This is a genomic window from Aurantivibrio infirmus (assembly GCF_054767315.1).
Genome location: NZ_BAAFSK010000008.1, coordinates 198,609 through 213,768, shown reverse-complemented (window position 1 = coordinate 213,768; position 15,160 = coordinate 198,609). Strand labels below are relative to the sequence as shown.

General features: G+C 42.8%; 13 protein-coding genes. 6 read left to right on the top strand and 7 right to left on the bottom strand.

Going from position 1 to position 15,160, the window contains the following annotated elements; translation table 11 throughout:
- Positions 1-44 precede the first annotated feature (44 nt).
- The 6 genes from ACYUCY_RS17520 to ACYUCY_RS17495 all read right to left on the bottom strand — a co-directional run bounded on the left by ACYUCY_RS17520 (position 45) and on the right by ACYUCY_RS17495 (position 8,486).
- Entirely contained in the window at positions 45-1,916 is a 1,872-nt protein-coding gene (locus ACYUCY_RS17520; RefSeq protein WP_460227828.1) for a 2-oxoacid:acceptor oxidoreductase subunit alpha, read from the bottom strand.
- On the bottom strand, positions 1,904-3,703 hold the full coding sequence (locus ACYUCY_RS17515) for an FAD-dependent oxidoreductase (protein WP_460227827.1): 1,800 nt from the start codon (positions 3,701-3,703) through the stop codon (positions 1,904-1,906). The genes ACYUCY_RS17520 and ACYUCY_RS17515 overlap by 13 nt, the downstream gene beginning before the upstream one ends.
- A gap of 330 nt (positions 3,704-4,033) precedes the next feature.
- Entirely contained in the window at positions 4,034-4,222 is a 189-nt protein-coding gene (locus ACYUCY_RS17510) for a DUF3012 domain-containing protein (RefSeq protein ID WP_460227826.1), read from the bottom strand.
- Entirely contained in the window at positions 4,219-5,205 is a 987-nt protein-coding gene (hemB, locus tag ACYUCY_RS17505) for a porphobilinogen synthase (protein ID WP_460227825.1), read from the bottom strand. Before hemB ends, ACYUCY_RS17510 begins: the two co-directional genes overlap by 4 nt.
- Positions 5,206-5,382: 177 nt before the next feature.
- The gene (gene cysS / locus ACYUCY_RS17500; protein ID WP_460227824.1) at positions 5,383-6,765 is read right to left on the bottom strand and encodes a cysteine--tRNA ligase; all 1,383 of its coding nucleotides are present in this window, start codon (positions 6,763-6,765) and stop codon (positions 5,383-5,385) included.
- 47 nt (positions 6,766-6,812) lie between these two features.
- Positions 6,813-8,486 (bottom strand): glutamine--tRNA ligase/YqeY domain fusion protein, encoded by a 1,674-nt coding sequence (locus ACYUCY_RS17495; protein ID WP_460227823.1) that lies wholly within the window; start codon positions 8,484-8,486, stop codon positions 6,813-6,815.
- 173 nt (positions 8,487-8,659) lie between these two features.
- On the opposite strand from ACYUCY_RS17495, the gene ACYUCY_RS17490 reads away from it, so the two are divergent.
- The 6 genes from ACYUCY_RS17490 (at position 8,660) to ACYUCY_RS17465 (ending at position 13,906) form a co-directional block, all read left to right on the top strand.
- A complete protein-coding gene (locus tag ACYUCY_RS17490; protein WP_460227822.1) occupies positions 8,660-9,160 on the top strand; it encodes a peptidylprolyl isomerase in 501 nt (166 codons plus the stop codon).
- A gap of 103 nt (positions 9,161-9,263) precedes the next feature.
- Positions 9,264-10,010, top strand: a complete 747-nt coding sequence (locus ACYUCY_RS17485) for a UDP-2,3-diacylglucosamine diphosphatase (RefSeq protein WP_460227821.1) — start codon at positions 9,264-9,266, stop codon at positions 10,008-10,010.
- A 344-nt stretch (positions 10,011-10,354) separates the two neighbouring features.
- Entirely contained in the window at positions 10,355-11,623 is a 1,269-nt protein-coding gene (locus ACYUCY_RS17480; RefSeq protein WP_460227820.1) for a phospholipase D-like domain-containing protein, read from the top strand.
- Positions 11,624-11,816: 193 nt separating this feature from the next.
- Positions 11,817-12,992: an MBL fold metallo-hydrolase gene (locus ACYUCY_RS17475; RefSeq protein WP_460227819.1), complete on the top strand. Its 1,176-nt coding sequence runs from the start codon at positions 11,817-11,819 to the stop codon at positions 12,990-12,992.
- A 121-nt stretch (positions 12,993-13,113) separates the two neighbouring features.
- Complete coding sequence (locus tag ACYUCY_RS17470; RefSeq protein ID WP_460227818.1) at positions 13,114-13,518, top strand: hypothetical protein; 405 nt, start codon at positions 13,114-13,116, stop codon at positions 13,516-13,518.
- A 70-nt stretch (positions 13,519-13,588) separates the two neighbouring features.
- A complete protein-coding gene (locus ACYUCY_RS17465) occupies positions 13,589-13,906 on the top strand; it encodes a hypothetical protein (RefSeq protein WP_460227817.1) in 318 nt (105 codons plus the stop codon).
- Positions 13,907-14,014: 108 nt separating this feature from the next.
- On the opposite strand, the gene ACYUCY_RS17460 is transcribed toward ACYUCY_RS17465, so the two are convergent.
- Complete coding sequence (locus ACYUCY_RS17460; protein ID WP_460227816.1) at positions 14,015-14,905, bottom strand: alpha/beta fold hydrolase; 891 nt, start codon at positions 14,903-14,905, stop codon at positions 14,015-14,017.
- Positions 14,906-15,160 lie beyond the last annotated feature (255 nt).

Genomic DNA, 15,160 nt, shown 5'->3' with positions numbered 1-15,160 from the left:
AAAGGTTTTTCTAATCGGCTAGCTTAATCTTAGTGAGCACATTTTTAATTCGCGTGCTTTCGTTCTGATTTCTCGTTCATTCCTAAGGCTTCTCGAACTTTCCCAACAATAGTTACTGCTGTTAAGGGCATTCCATCGTAATTTAATAAGGGAATTAATTTCTCGCTTGAAATATCCAACTCATTCATTAACAGCGTACGTATTTGTCCATCACGGTTTTGTTCGATGACAAAAACTCTCTCGTGTTTATGAATGAATTCTTCTACCGATTGAGAAAACGGGAAGGCTTTGATAACCATCGCATCGGTACTAAGGCCCTGCTCCGCTAAGGTATCCATCGCTTCTTGAATGGGGAACACGCTGGTACCAAACAATACTAAACCGACACTGGGCTTGCTATCTTTCGCGGCGGGAATAAATTGGGGTTGCGGGACGAACTTTTTCGCGGTGTTAAATTTCTTAATTAAGCGATCCATGTTTTCTGCATAGACGCTGCCGTCTTCGGTGTATACCGCGTAGGGATCTCGTGAAGTACCTCGCGTAAAAAACGCGCCTTTATTCGGGTGTGTACCGGGATAAGTTCGATAGCCGATACCGTCATCATCGACGTCAACATAACGACCAAACTTCTTACCTTCCGCTGTTAATTGATCAAGCTGCTCAGCATTCAATACTTTGCCGCGATCATATAAACGTTTGTCATCCCACACGAAGGGTTCAGTAAGGTGATCATTCATGCCCAAATCTAAATCAGACAATAAAATAACTGGCGTTTGAAAACGATCTGCTAAATCAAAGGCGGCTGCCATAAAATCAAAACATTCTTTTGGCGTGCTGGGGAATAAGACAATATGTTTTGTGTCACCGTGGGAAGCATATGCGCATGCCAATACATCAGACTGCTGCGTGCGCGTCGGCATTCCAGTTGATGGTCCGGTACGTTGTACATCAACCAAAACCGCGGGGACTTCAGCAAAGTAGGCCAAGCCTAAAAATTCGCTCATCAATGAAATACCGGGGCCACTGGTTGCCGTAAAAGATCGAGCGCCATTCCAGCAACCTCCAATAACCATTCCAATTGCAGACAATTCATCTTCCGCTTGGACGACCGCAAAATTTTGTTGGCCCGTGCCGGGGTCGATACGCAAACGTTTCGCGTATTTATCATAGGCTTCAACAACAGAGGTTGACGGTGTTATTGGATACCATGCCGCAATTGTTGCGCCTGCATAAACCGCACCCAAACCTGTGGCGGCATTTCCTTCGACTAAAATTTTATCGCCCACTAAATCACGTCTTTCGAGTTTGATGCCGAGTGGACATTTAAAATGCTTGCTCGCATATTGATAACCGAGTTCGAGCGCATGGACATTGGGAGCGATTAATTTCTCTTTGCCTTTAAACTGATCCGCGATCAATCCAGTCAACACATCAAACTCAATATTAATCAACGCGGACAATGCACCAACATAAATAATGTTTTTAAACAGCTGACGCTGACGGGGGTCTTTATATTCCCGCAAACACATCTCCGTTAAAGGAATGCCAATGTAATTCACATCATCACGAATCAACCGTAAATCCAAAGGCTTGGTTGAATCATAAAGAAAATAACCGCCGCTCACGACTTCTTGAACATCTTTAACGATGCTCTGCGGATTTACCGCTACCATTAAATCAACGCCAGAGCGACGGCCTAGATAGCCTTTTTCGCTAACTCGCACTTCGTACCAAGTCGGTAGACCCTGAATATTGGAGGGGAAGATATTTTTTGGCGCTACAGGCAAGCCCATTCTGAAAATAGCTTTAGCAAATAAATTATTCGCACTGGCAGAACCGGTACCATTCACGTTCGCGAATTTTACGACAAGCTCATTAAGAGCATTTAATTCTTGAGGGGTTTTTAGATTCGACATGTTTTACCTGCATGTGTCACTCGGTAAAGATACTTCTGCATATCCCACGCAGCAGTTGGGCAACGTTCTGCGCACAAGCCGCAATGCAAACAAACATCCTCATCTTTGACCATTACACGGCCTGTTGCGAGCTTGTCCGAAACGTACATAGGTTGGGAAAGATTATTCGCGGGCATTGTCAAGGATTGGCGCAACTCTGATTCGTCGCCGTTGGCGACCATGGTTAAACAATCGGTGGGACAAATATCAACGCAGGCATCACATTCAATACAACGGGCTTCTGAGAAAACCGTTTGTACATCACAATTTAAACAGCGCTCGGCTTCTTCCAAACCGAGCTTTTGATCGAAGCCTAATTCAACTTCAACTTTACGGTCGGCCAATGCTTTGTCGGTTGCGATTAACGGCACAACATGTCGAGGATCATCAGCGACGCCGCTACTATAACTCCATTCATGAACGCCCATTTTCTGGCTGACCAAGGTTACGCCAGGCTCAGGTCGCTTAATGGGGGACTCACCGGAACACATTAAATCAATTGAAATCGCCGCTTGGTGAGCTTGAGCAACCGCCGTAATAATATTTTCTGGGCCAAATGCGGCATCACCGGCAGTAAATACTTTTGCGTTAGTTGTCGCGAACGTCGTTGCATCAACCTCCAACATATCCCATTGATTAAAGTCGATACCGATATCACGCTCAATCCAAGGGAAACTATTTTCTTGACCCACTGCAACAAGCACATCATCGCAGGGAAACAATACGGGTTCTTCACCGGTAGGAATAAGTTTTCGCTTGCCGTTTTTATCGTATTCCGCAACCACTTTCTCAAACAGCATCCCGCTAAGCTTACCGTTTTCTATAACGAATTCCTTCGGTACATGATTGTTAAATATTGGAATACCTTCGTGCTCGGCGTCTTCAATTTCCCAAGGCGAAGCTTTCATGGTTTCGCGCGGACTACGCACAACTACGCGAACATCTTCACCACCAAGCCGTCTTGCGGTTCGGCAACAATCCATTGCCGTGTTACCACCACCCAGCACGATCACGCGTTTACCAATTTTCTCGACATGCTCAAAGGCAACGCTACCCAACCAATTCACACCGATATGAATATTGTCTCCGCCCTCTTCTAGACCCGGTAAATCTAATTCTTTACCTTTGGGCGCGCCGGTGCCAATAAATACCGCATCAAAGCCTTCGTCCAGAACTGCTTTCATACTGTCGACGCGATTGCCGAATCGTTGCTCGACATAATCACCAATAGTGAAACGAATTTCTTCGTCGAGAACTTTCGCAGGTAATCGAAAACTAGGAATTTGGCTGCGCATCATTCCACCGGCTACACCTTGTTCATCAAACAAAGTGATGGAATAACCGAGGGGTAATAAATCGCGGGCGACGGTTAAAGAAGCGGGCCCGGCTCCAATAAGCGCTATCCGTTTACCGTTTTTTTGTTTCGGAATGGCTGGCAGACGTTTTTCTATATCACCTTTATTATCGGCGGCGACTCGTTTAAGCCGGCAGATTGCTACTGGCTCTTCTTCAGTATCTTTATCGCCTAAACGTCCGCGTCGACAAGCAGGTTCACAAGGTCGATCACAAGTGCGGCCTAATACGCCAGGGAACACATTCGATTCCCAGTTAATCATATAGGCATCGTCATAACGCCCTTCGGCAATTAAACGAATGTATTCAGGAACTGGAGTGTGAGCAGGACAAGCAAATTGACAATCGACGACACGATGAAAATATTCGGGATCCGCAGTATTGGTTACTTCCACAACAAAGCCACTTCTAATTAAACGGTTTATTTTTAGTATTACGTTTATTTAGCCAAGCTAACAAATGTTACGCGACGGTGTTTTTAAAAATTATTTCTGTGTTTGAGTCACGTTTTTTATTATTAACCGGACTGAGTGCGGCAGATGGTATAGCTTGTTGTGAGTGAAGACAATCGTTTTAGGCCTTATGTAGCAAAGACCTAAAAAGCGCAGAGAATTTGAAGTGAATGTTGGAAGTTTTAAAGCGCAAACGTTAAGAAATGTTTTAATACGCTAGGCTAAGGTTAATTTAATAGCTTGAAGACCTAGCGTTTTTTTAAAAAGAAATCATTATTCCTTTTTCGGCAAGATGCAGTGCTTCGCGTAATCGGTTGTCTCATTAAATGTCCAATCACCTTTCGGCTTCTCAGACATATTTTCGCACCAGCGTTCACTGCCTATTTTGGCTTCACATGCCATAACAAAAACTGCGACAAACATAACTAAAACTGATCTATTGATCAAAATCTTACTAATCATTCGTTTAACCAATCTGCAATTTGCTCAGCGAAATAAGTCAGTACTAAATCAGCACCGGCTCGTTTAAATGAAATCATCGTCTCCATCACGATTGCCCGTTCATCAATCGCGCCATTTGCAGCCGCGATTTTTATCATCGCGTATTCACCACTTACGTGATAAACCGCCAAGGGTAAAAGTGAATTAGCGCGGATGTCGGAAACCACGTCTAAATATGCCGTTGCCGGTTTCACCATTAGCAAATCCGCACCCTCGGCTTCATCCTGTAAAGACTCCGCCAGCGCTTCACGTCGATTCGCTTTATCAAGCTGATAACCATCTCGCGTTCCCTTTAGATGTACATCAACAGCATCACGAAATGGCCCGTAAAAAGCAGACGCAAATTTAGTGGAGTAAGACATGATGGGAATATGATGGAAGTCATTTTCATCAAGTGCCGCACGAATGGCTGCAATCATGCCATCCATCATCCCTGAGGGCGCAATCATATCCGCACCCGCTCTCGCAGCAACAACTGCTTGCTGTTGAAGATTTACCAAGGTTTGATCGTTATGAACATCGCCATCAACAATCACACCGCAATGACCATGATCGGTGTACTCGCAAAAACAATTATCGGAGATCACCAACATTTCTGGTTGGGCTTGTTTTGCGATACGAATAATTCTCGCCATCAAACCCGCATCAATACAAGAATCCGAGCCCGTCGCGTCCTTATGATGAGATACGCCAAACAACATTACGGCTTTAATGCCTTTTTTCCAAACTCGCTGTACGACTTCTGCCAACTCAGACTCGGGATAGCGGTAAACCCCCGGCATAGTTTTCAGTTCAGATTTCTTGTCGATATCTTCTTCGATAAACAAAGGCAAAATTAAATCGTCTTTACTGATGTGCGTTTCCCGCACGAGATCGCGAATGACTTTAGTTCGACGTAAGCGACGAAAGCGATTTGTCACCAGACTGGGATCAATTTTATTCATGAGATGGTATCTCTTTTTTATATGGGTTTAACTCTTCCAGGTACGCTAAAACATTCCGGAGCTGGACGGAGGACGCTTTTAAAACCGTCATCGGCAGGGATGCCGATGTCGAGCGCACATGGATGTGTTTACAGCGAGTTTTAAAAGCGTTCTTCGTTCTGCTCAATTCGCCGATAATCAACTTCTCCGCCAAGTCGTCCCTTCACGGGAATCTTCTAACACGACACCAGCATTTTTTAACTCTTCACGTATCTCATCGGCACGCTGATATTGCTTCGCATTTTTCGCGTCGACTCGTGCTTGAATCAAGGCTTCAATGTCTGCTTCACTAATTGCAGAGCTATCGGCGCTTGATCTAAACCATTGTTCGGGATCTTCATTTAACAAACCGATTAATTCCGCACTGGCTAAGAGTTCAGCTTTAAGTGTTGCTTTGTCTGCATCACCTGCTTTATTTAAATCTTTAGCGATGCGATGTAATTCACTGATCGCCATTGGCGTATTTAGATCATCCATCAAAGCATCGTGAAAAGCCGAATCTTTAATCGAAATGCCCTCTTTCGCTACAATATCTTTGCTGTCACGCAAAGCCGTATATAAAGAATCTAAACTAGCTTTCGATTGATCTAACAAATCTTTTGAGAAGGCTAACTCAGATCGGTAGTGAGCAGATAACAAAGCGAAGCGTAATACCTCACCCCGATAATTATCCAGAAGATCACGAACGGTTTTAAAATTGCCGAGAGATTTCGACATCTTCTCGCCATCCATATTCACATAACCATTGTGCATCCAATAACGGCAGAAGGTGTGATCAGGATGGGCGCACATGCTTTGCGCCAATTCATTTTCATGGTGAGGGAAAATTAAATCGCGGCCGCCGCCGTGAATATCAATTGACGGACCAAGCAGCTCATCAATCATTGCCACACACTCAGTATGCCAACCGGGCCGCCCTCTTCCCCAAGGGCTTTCCCAACCTGGGTCTTCTTCTTTAGAAGGCTTCCATAAAACAAAATCGCCGGGGTGTTTTTTATATCCGGCGACTTCGACACGAGCACCCGCGAGCATATCTTCTAAATTACGGTTAGATAACTTTCCATAATCTTTTAAGGCCTCGACAGAAAACAAAACGTGTTCATCGGCAACGTAAGCACAACCATTTTTAATCATGGTTTCCATCAGATGAATCATCTGCGGCAAATGCTCAGTCGCATAGGGTGTCATGCTTGGCTTTAAATTTCCAAGTGCCGCCATGTCTTCACTGTAAGCTTCCGTATAGCGCTTTGAAATCGTCGCGATATCCGTACCCTCTTCTCGCGCTGCCGTCATGATTTTATCGTCGATATCGGTAATGTTACTCGCATATACCACGTCATCGTAAAGACTGCGCAGCACACGAAACAACACATCAAAAGCAACGACCGGACGAGCATTGCCAATATGAGAAAAATAATAAACTGTCGGCCCACACACATACATGGTAATGCGCTTCGGATCGATGGGCTCGAACACTTCTTTTTTTCGAGATTGGGTATTATATAAAACTAAAGAATTCACACACTTTCCTGTTAACAAATTATTTTTTCTAGCCCTAATCAATAGAATTAGGATTGATCCATTTTGGCCCAACTATCTTTCAGACCGATCGTTCGATTGAAGACTGGGGTTTCCGCTGAAGTATATTTACTATCAAGATAAAAATAGCCTTCGCGTTCAAACTGAAAATGATCATCCAGAGTGGCTTCAGCCAAACTAATTTCAGCTTTACAGCCTTCTAAAATTTTTAAACTATCTGGATTCAAAGATTGTAAAAAATCCTTGCCACCCGCATCGGGGGCCTCTTCTAAAAACAGACGATCATACAAACGAACTTGGCAATCCAAATTCTTCGCCGCACTCACCCAATGTATAACGCCTTTTGGTTTTACACCGTCTTCAGGGTTTTTACCTAAGGTGTCCATATCGCAGTGGCAATGCACTTCAACAATATTCCCATCAGAATCTTTGATCACTTCTTTTGCTTCAACGACGTAAGCATTACGCAGGCGTACTTTTTTGTTCAACACTAAGCGTTTGAACTTTTTATTCGCTTCCTCTCTAAAATCGTCTTGATCAATATAGATCTCGCGAGAGAACGGTAAAATCCGAGAACCTAAATCATCACGGTTTGGATGTGCGGGTGCGGTGACTTCTTCAAGTTTATCTTCTGGATAATTTGTTAAAACAAGCTTTAATGGATTGAGTACACACATTGCGCGCGGTGCGTTTTTATCAAGATCATCACGAATTTCATATTCGAGCATACTAATATCTGTAATACCGAGTGAGCGTGTTACACCAGCGGCGTCGCAAAAATTGCGAATCGATGCCGGTGTGTAACCGCGGCGACGCAAACCTGAAATTGTCGGCATCCGAGGATCATCCCAACCTTCAACATGATTATCATCAACCAGTAATTTTAATTTACGCTTACTGGTAATCGTATAGTTCGGGTTTAAACGCGCAAATTCAGTTTGCTCAGGCTTTGCCGGTGTAGGCAAATGTTCCAAAAACCAATTGTACAAAGGACGATGATCTTCAAATTCCAAAGTACATAAGGAATGAGTAATACCTTCAATCGCATCACTTTGTCCGTGGGCAAAATCGTAGGAAGGATAAATACACCACTTGTCCCCGGTTTGATGATGGCTGGCTTTTTTAATACGGTACAAAATTGGATCGCGCAAATTAATATTTGGAGCGCCCATATCAATTTTTGCGCGTAAAGAACAACTGCCCTCTTCACATTCACCGCTGCGCATTTTTTCAAACAATGCGAGGTTTTCATCAACACTACGATCACGATAAGGACTGTTTTTTCCCGCTTCCGTTAAGGTACCGCGATATTCCCGCGCTTGCTCGGCAGTTAAATCGCAGACGTAAGCATCGCCTTGCTGAATTAACAAGAGCGCCCACTCATAAAGTTGTTGAAAATAATTTGAGGTATAACGAACATCACCCGCCCATTCAAACCCTAACCAGCGAATATCTTCTTGGATGGCTTCAACAAATTCTTGATCTTCTTTGGCGGGATTTGTGTCATCAAAACGTAAATGGCATTCGCCAGAAAACTTCTCAGCAACACCAAAATTCAAACAAATCGATTTGGCGTGGCCAATGTGTAAATAACCATTCGGCTCCGGTGGGAAACGAGTAATTACTTTAGAGATTTTCTTGCTATCAAGATCAGCTTGAATGCGCTGTTCGATGAAATGTAGCGGTCGAGTTTGTTCAGTCATTAATCAGTTTCTTAGCTCGTCATTGCGAAGCAAATTTGGGATTCCCGGAACTTGAGAATCCCCACAAACTGCGTATTATAGCCACCTCTTTCGCTGGCAAACATCACTAGTCGCAAAGTATTTGACCTCAGTCTTGCCTTAAGCCTGCCTATTTTTATATTGATGGAGTTGAAATGATTACCCTACACACGACGATGGGCGATATCGTCCTTGAACTAGACCACGAAAATGCGCCCAAAACCGCTGCTAATTTCAAACAATATGCAGAAGAAGGCTTTTACGAAGGTACGATTTTCCACCGAGTTATCGACAATTTCATGGTTCAAGGCGGCGGCATGGACGAAAACATGGCCGAGAAAGAAACCCGCGACAGTATTGAAAACGAAGCCGACAACGGCTTAAAGAACAACGTCGGCACCGTCGCCATGGCCAGAACCATGGAACCCCACAGCGCCAGCGCTCAGTTTTTCATCAACTTGAAAGACAACGACTTCCTCAACCACAGCGACAAAAGCACCCAAGGCTGGGGTTATTGCGTATTCGGCAAGGTTGTCGACGGCATGGACACGGTAGAAAAAATCCGCTCAGTCCCCACCGGCACCAAAGGTTTTCACCAGGACGTACCCGTAGACTTCATCGTTATCGAAAAAGTCACCGTAGCTTATTCAGAATAAACATCAGGGGCTTTTTGGTTGCTCATCACTTGCCACAAAGATGAGCCTTCAAAAGCCCCACATCTTATCCTGACCCCTTTTATAGTTAACGGCAGGCATCAACGTGATTCTCTTCATTTCCGACCTCCACCTTGATCCCTCTCGCCCCGCCATCACCCAAGCCTTTTTCAAGTTTCTCAAACAAGACGCCCGCCAAGCCGAAGCCCTCTACATACTCGGCGATTTATTCGAGTTATGGATCGGCGATGACGACGACGACGCTTCGGTACTCGAAATACAACAACAGCTAAAACAACTTAGCGATTCGGGCACTGCACTTTATTTCATGCATGGCAATCGCGACTTTCTTATCGCCGAACAATTCGCAAAGAACACCGGCGCAACGTTATTGGAAGACCCAACACTCATAACCATCACCATCAACAACAAAAAAGAAAACGTCTTGCTCATGCATGGCGATACCCTATGCACCAAAGATAAAGACTACCTCGCCTTCCGCGCCCAAGTTCGACAAGAGGCCTGGGCCAAAGATATTCTCGCCAAACCATTAGCGGAACGTCGCGCACTGGGTAAACATTTACGCTCACAAAGTAAATCAATGAGCAGCCGCAAAGCTGACGACATCATGGATGTGAGTGAAGACGAAGTAATTCGCGTAATGGAAAAATATTCAGCAACAAAATTAATCCACGGTCACACACATCGCCCATTCAGGCATTCGCTGGAAAATAAAATATCTGCTGATAGTGAACAAAAACCAGAGCGTATTGTGTTGGGTGATTGGGATAAACAAGGATGGTGTCTAAGGGTTGATAAAGAGTGGGAATTGGAAAGCTGGGAAATAATTTAAGAACCCCCGCTAAACCGTATACTTCCGAATTCATCATGCCATCCTCAAGCCGTTTTAATCTGCTTGAGAGTTGATTTGCGCGCCACATCATTCAGCATAAGGTTTTATTTTTATTAAAATAAATTATTCAATCATAACAATTCGCGACACTCTCTTGTTAGAGAAAAAGCCAAGGCGGTGTAATTTTTGTTGATGAATGGGGTGTGGTGAGTGAGAATCATCTGCACGATGCCTACTCGTAGACAAATTTGGAAATGCGTCGCGTGGGTGGATCTAGGCGCTATGCCTCGATCTGACCATGCTAGGTATTAAGCTGTTATGCAAAATCGAATCACTGAGGAAATATGGATAACTTATACACCAACAGAAACTCAAAAAAAGATTTTGTTCAAAATGGCCTATATGAAAACGTAAAAGAGGGAATGAACGTTTTTATTGCATCAGCTTTCTTTACCGAGTTTGATGTTATCCAAATGCTATTGGAAAATAAATGTCATATTCGAATTGTTGTACGGTTGGGATTTCCAACTTCCCCAGCAGCGTTAGGAAAACTCCTAAACAAAAGCAATATTGAGGCGAGATTTTATACAAGCCACTCTTTTCATCCAAAAATTTATATCTTTGGTGATAAATCGGTACTGGTTGGCTCTGCAAACCTCACAAGGTCAGCAATATTAACCAATCAAGAAGTTATGGTTGGGCTGCCATCTGATGATCCAAGATTCGATGAGTTATCACAATTATTTGCAGAGTATTGGGATGAAGCTGAAGTTCTAAATGAGGATGCTATTGATTCTTACAAATCTATATACGAAAAATTCAAAACAGCATCTCGGCTGGTAAGTGAATTGGATAATGAGGTTCTCAATACACTGGGTGATAAGACATTTTCGAATATCGATAGAGGAAAGAAAAAAACCACAAAAAAATCAATATTTTTAGATACATATCGAAAATCTTATCAAGAGTCAGTTTCGGCATTTAGAAAAATTGAAGAAGTATATTCGCTTAAAAGCCGTAAAGTGAGCGAAAGCGACATTCCACTTCGCTTGGAAATAGATTCATTCTTTAGTTTTGTACGAGATTGCCATGCAACCCAGGAAACGTGGAAGCAGCAGTCAGTTGGTTGGGATAACTCAAAAAAAACAGTCCTAAATTCGCTAATTGATGAGTGGCTCATTACGGAGTGGAAGCATTTCGAAGAAAGAATTGTTCCTGAAAACTACCCACTGATTCGTCGTGTGTTTAACACTGAGGAGGCTATAAACGCAGCCTCCGCTGAAGATATTGTAGATGCGTTATGTGTGTTGCACTCGTTTCATGATAGGTTACGATTTTATAAGGGTGGCCTTGAAACACTTAAAACCGAATTCTTAAGTTCAAATGATATAAATGACATTAAAAAAACTTTGACGCATCTTCTTTATGGTAAAGGAGAGGTTGTATCGAGAATGTCGGACTGCCTTTTTGATGACAGGTATAACTTAAATGAGTTTGGTCAAGCAAATGTTCAGGAGCTCATTGGCTGGATTAGTAAGGAAAACCTGCCTGTTATTAATGGCCGCACCACAAAAGTTCTTAGGTATTTTGGCTTCGATGTCCGTCAACTGTAATGCCTAACAAGCATGTCAACCGGACAATTTTTTGCTACGCTCTTTGGTGAATTTCGCTGCGCTACATTTTTTCACAAAAGCGCTCAACAAATCATGGGGTCAGAGTAATTGATTTTAAACTTAGATCGAATCATCAGACAAATTAGTTCAAAATAAAACTTATCTAAAAAATAAGCATACAGGGAAGAAAACGATGCATTTCCGACTATTTCTCAAAATAATACTTTGCGTTGGCATGTGTTATTCGTCGGCAACTCTCGCTCAAGAAAGCGAATTCCCTCTCTCCGCTCAAAAAATCAATAACACTTTTTACATCCTAACCCAGCAACGCCCGAACGGTGAAATTTCCATTGGCATAAGTGTTGGCGATGACGGGATAATGCTAATAGACGGCTTACCCAATGATAATAACGAGGGCCTGGTTGAGAAAGTAAAGTCTTTAAGTAAGAAGCCCGTGAAATTTGTTTTGAATACTTATTCACAGGAATCTCGCACCGGCGCCAACAAACTTTTCCAAGAATCCGGCGCTACTGTTGTGAGTGCGTTAGACGAATTCCCAACCTGGCTAGCGGCGAACGACTCTACAGCGGATGTCGTCTATTCGGATCAACTCCGCCTTTACTTTAATGAGGAAGACATAACATTAAAACGCTTTCGAGTTCATACGCTTGGCGACTCCGTCGTTAAACTAAACAAGAGTAATGTTATATTTACGTCCTTTGCCTACGTCAGTAATCGCCTACCACAATCTGAAAACTTCGATCGGCAAATGGATGTGTACGGCTACATTCTATCGAACTCAGACGAAGATACATTGATCGTGCCTGGTTTCGGTAAGCTATCGAACAAGAAAGACTTAGCGTCCTACGCTCACGGATTAAGGGAAATTAAAGAGCGCTCTATTGAGCTACACAAACAGGGCAAAGATATTAACACCATCACCACAGACCCCGCGATATTGGGCCTAGCCGTTCAAATAAGTACTCGCATAAATAATGAAGAGGAACGGTTTCGCAGTAATGAAAATCGTGTACTTAGGTCCATTGTTAGCTCAATTGTCCTTAATCATACTTATGGCGATTCGATCAAGTTATCGGATGAGGAACTTCTTTCGTACACGGGCTCTTATCAAAGTGAAAATGAAGATATATACGACATTATTTTTCTGGATGGGATGCTGAGGCTAGGTACAATGACGACACAATATTTTACTCATGAAATCTCACCAGGCGCCAAGGACCTATTTTACATTGCGCGTAATGGCACACTGGTTTCTTTTACTCGAAATAGTCAAGGCCAAGTCAAGGGCTTATCACTTGATCGCAATGGTGAACTGACTTTGGCTACGAAAATTCACGGCTCAGAGTAACTGATTAAAACACTACTCCTAAAAAAATCACTGGCTCAGAGTGATTGTTTTCTACAAGCTGGTTTTTTTGGGCTTCATTTTTCGCTGAATGAGGTGCTATGAGTAAAGGAGCTCAAGGATTATGCCTAGAAGATTAACAGCAACAAAAGATGGAACTCGTCAGATACTTAAAAATTCTTCATTTGAAAGCTTGGTAGTAAGTTGGCTGATGCAAGATGGCTGGCAAGTCTTCATCCCAATTCTAGATAATGGACATAAGACGGATATACTAATTTCAGATGGTCCAAACTACTACCGCATTCAAATTAAAACCGTAGAGGCGAAAGGTGAGGATCACAAATTGGAGAATCGTTGGAAAGAAGGACACGTAGATGTGATAGTTGCCTTTGCGCGCAATGCGAATTGGGGTTACGTAATGCCTGCATTTACTCAGAATCAAAAAAAGCTAAATGCTGAGGGGCATCAACGTTTCAATCAAACAAAAAACCAATTTTTAAAGGCCTTTCATAAAATTGAAAACTCGTAACAAGAAATCATGGGGGCAGAGTCAATCTGATGTAACAAGGTTACACTCTATTCCAGCAAGGAAAGAAAAAATGAGAATTATAATCGCGCTATTTGTACTCACCACCCTGCTCGCCCCTGCTGCATATTCGGCAGAATTTTCTTACGATGAAATTGCTAAACGATACGACGGTTCGTCTTTAGGACAAGAGACTGTAAAGGGAGCAAAAATGCAGGGTGAATGTTTGGTTGGTCTCAAAGAACTGACCTTCAAAAAGAAAGACAAATTCGATCCCGTTGCAGAATGGACCAACTACCGGTCTGCATCCCTGCTAGAACAGTATTCGCCTTGTGAAGTTTTGATAATGATGGAGATCGCGCAGGCAAAACTTAGAGCAACTAATCAATAATCAAATGATTCGATATAGGCAAATATAAAAAATCATCTTACAAAATCTAGACTCCAATCAATTTAATTTTATAAACCCTTTCGTCATTATGAGAATGTTAATAATATATTACCCCACTTTGTCTCCCACCAACTTCAAACTTCCCTTCTCTATTTGATTCTCATAATTGAAATTCAAAATGTGTTTTGCGACGATCGTCGGGCGTTCTTCGTGAACCAAAAAACCGGATTCTGCAATAACTTTAAATTCTGTATGTTTTGCCATATTCATAACCATATGTTTGGCCAATGCAACAGGGAAAATTGCGTCGTTTTCGCCCCACAAAACGAGCGTCAGACACTTTATATTTTTATGAATTTCGTCTAGCTCATCGACAAGATGGTGATCAATTGCCATGAGATAAGCAATAAGCCCATTAAGTTTTGTTTTCGGTTTGATCCAGTAATGACAGAACAGCTCTAGGAATTCGTCGGTAATCATTTCTTTATTATGAAAGCAGCTGGTAAAACCAAAACGCGAACGCGCGTAGCGTTTTGACATTAACAACCAGGAGAACACCAACCGCCCTATCGAGGTACTCAGTATTTTTTGGTACTTTGGAACAATAGAAGGCAAATGCCCTGGCATTTCAGTATCTAACAATATTAATTGTTTTACTCGTGCTGGCGTATCAACAGCGACAAGCCGCGCGATGGTACCGCCGGTATCGTGACCCAATAATGAAAATTCACTTATTTCCATAGCATTTACAAACTCAATCACTCTTTTCGCATGAGCTCGAAAGCTGAAATCTGTGGATCCATCGTAGGGGCTTTCTCCCATTCCAACCGAATCGATGGCATAGCAAGTAAAACGTTCGCTTAACAAAGGAATAAGCTGACGAAAACTATCAGCGTGAAATGGCCAACCATGCAAGAGAATCAATGCGGGGCCATCTCCCGTTTGTGTATAAGCTATTCCGCTGTCTGTGAAGTAGCGAGCTGTTATTTTAGGTATCAACTTTATCACTCCGGATCTATGCGATGAATTAACGGGCCTTGGATCTACTTCCATAACCTAAGCCACTATGGAGGTTACCCTTTCGCTGACTTATACTATGCGGCGAATACAGGTAAAGCCATTACCTCATAGGTAATGGCCCAGCACCTGAGTTATCTCAGTATCACCTAAACACGACTGCAAATTGATCTAGATCGAGAAATTGTTGAGTTTCTAAAAAGAACAAGAAAGATAATGGAGAAACAGAAACGTTCC

Excerpts from the sequence above, each read along its gene's own strand:
- ACYUCY_RS17495 (WP_460227823.1), bottom strand. The coding sequence starts at position 8,486 with ATGACTGAACAAACTCGACCGCTACATTTCATCGAACAGCGCATTCAA.
- ACYUCY_RS17520 (WP_460227828.1), bottom strand. The coding sequence starts at position 1,916 with ATGTCGAATCTAAAAACCCCTCAAGAATTAAATGCTCTTAATGAGCTT.
- hemB (WP_460227825.1), bottom strand. The coding sequence starts at position 5,205 with ATGAATAAAATTGATCCCAGTCTGGTGACAAATCGCTTTCGTCGCTTA.
- ACYUCY_RS17480 (WP_460227820.1), top strand. The coding sequence starts at position 10,355 with ATGGATAACTTATACACCAACAGAAACTCAAAAAAAGATTTTGTTCAA.
- ACYUCY_RS17475 (WP_460227819.1), top strand. The coding sequence starts at position 11,817 with ATGCATTTCCGACTATTTCTCAAAATAATACTTTGCGTTGGCATGTGT.
- ACYUCY_RS17465 (WP_460227817.1), top strand. The coding sequence starts at position 13,589 with ATGAGAATTATAATCGCGCTATTTGTACTCACCACCCTGCTCGCCCCT.
- ACYUCY_RS17490 (WP_460227822.1), top strand. The coding sequence starts at position 8,660 with ATGATTACCCTACACACGACGATGGGCGATATCGTCCTTGAACTAGAC.
- ACYUCY_RS17510 (WP_460227826.1), bottom strand. The coding sequence starts at position 4,222 with ATGATTAGTAAGATTTTGATCAATAGATCAGTTTTAGTTATGTTTGTC.
- ACYUCY_RS17470 (WP_460227818.1), top strand. The coding sequence starts at position 13,114 with ATGCCTAGAAGATTAACAGCAACAAAAGATGGAACTCGTCAGATACTT.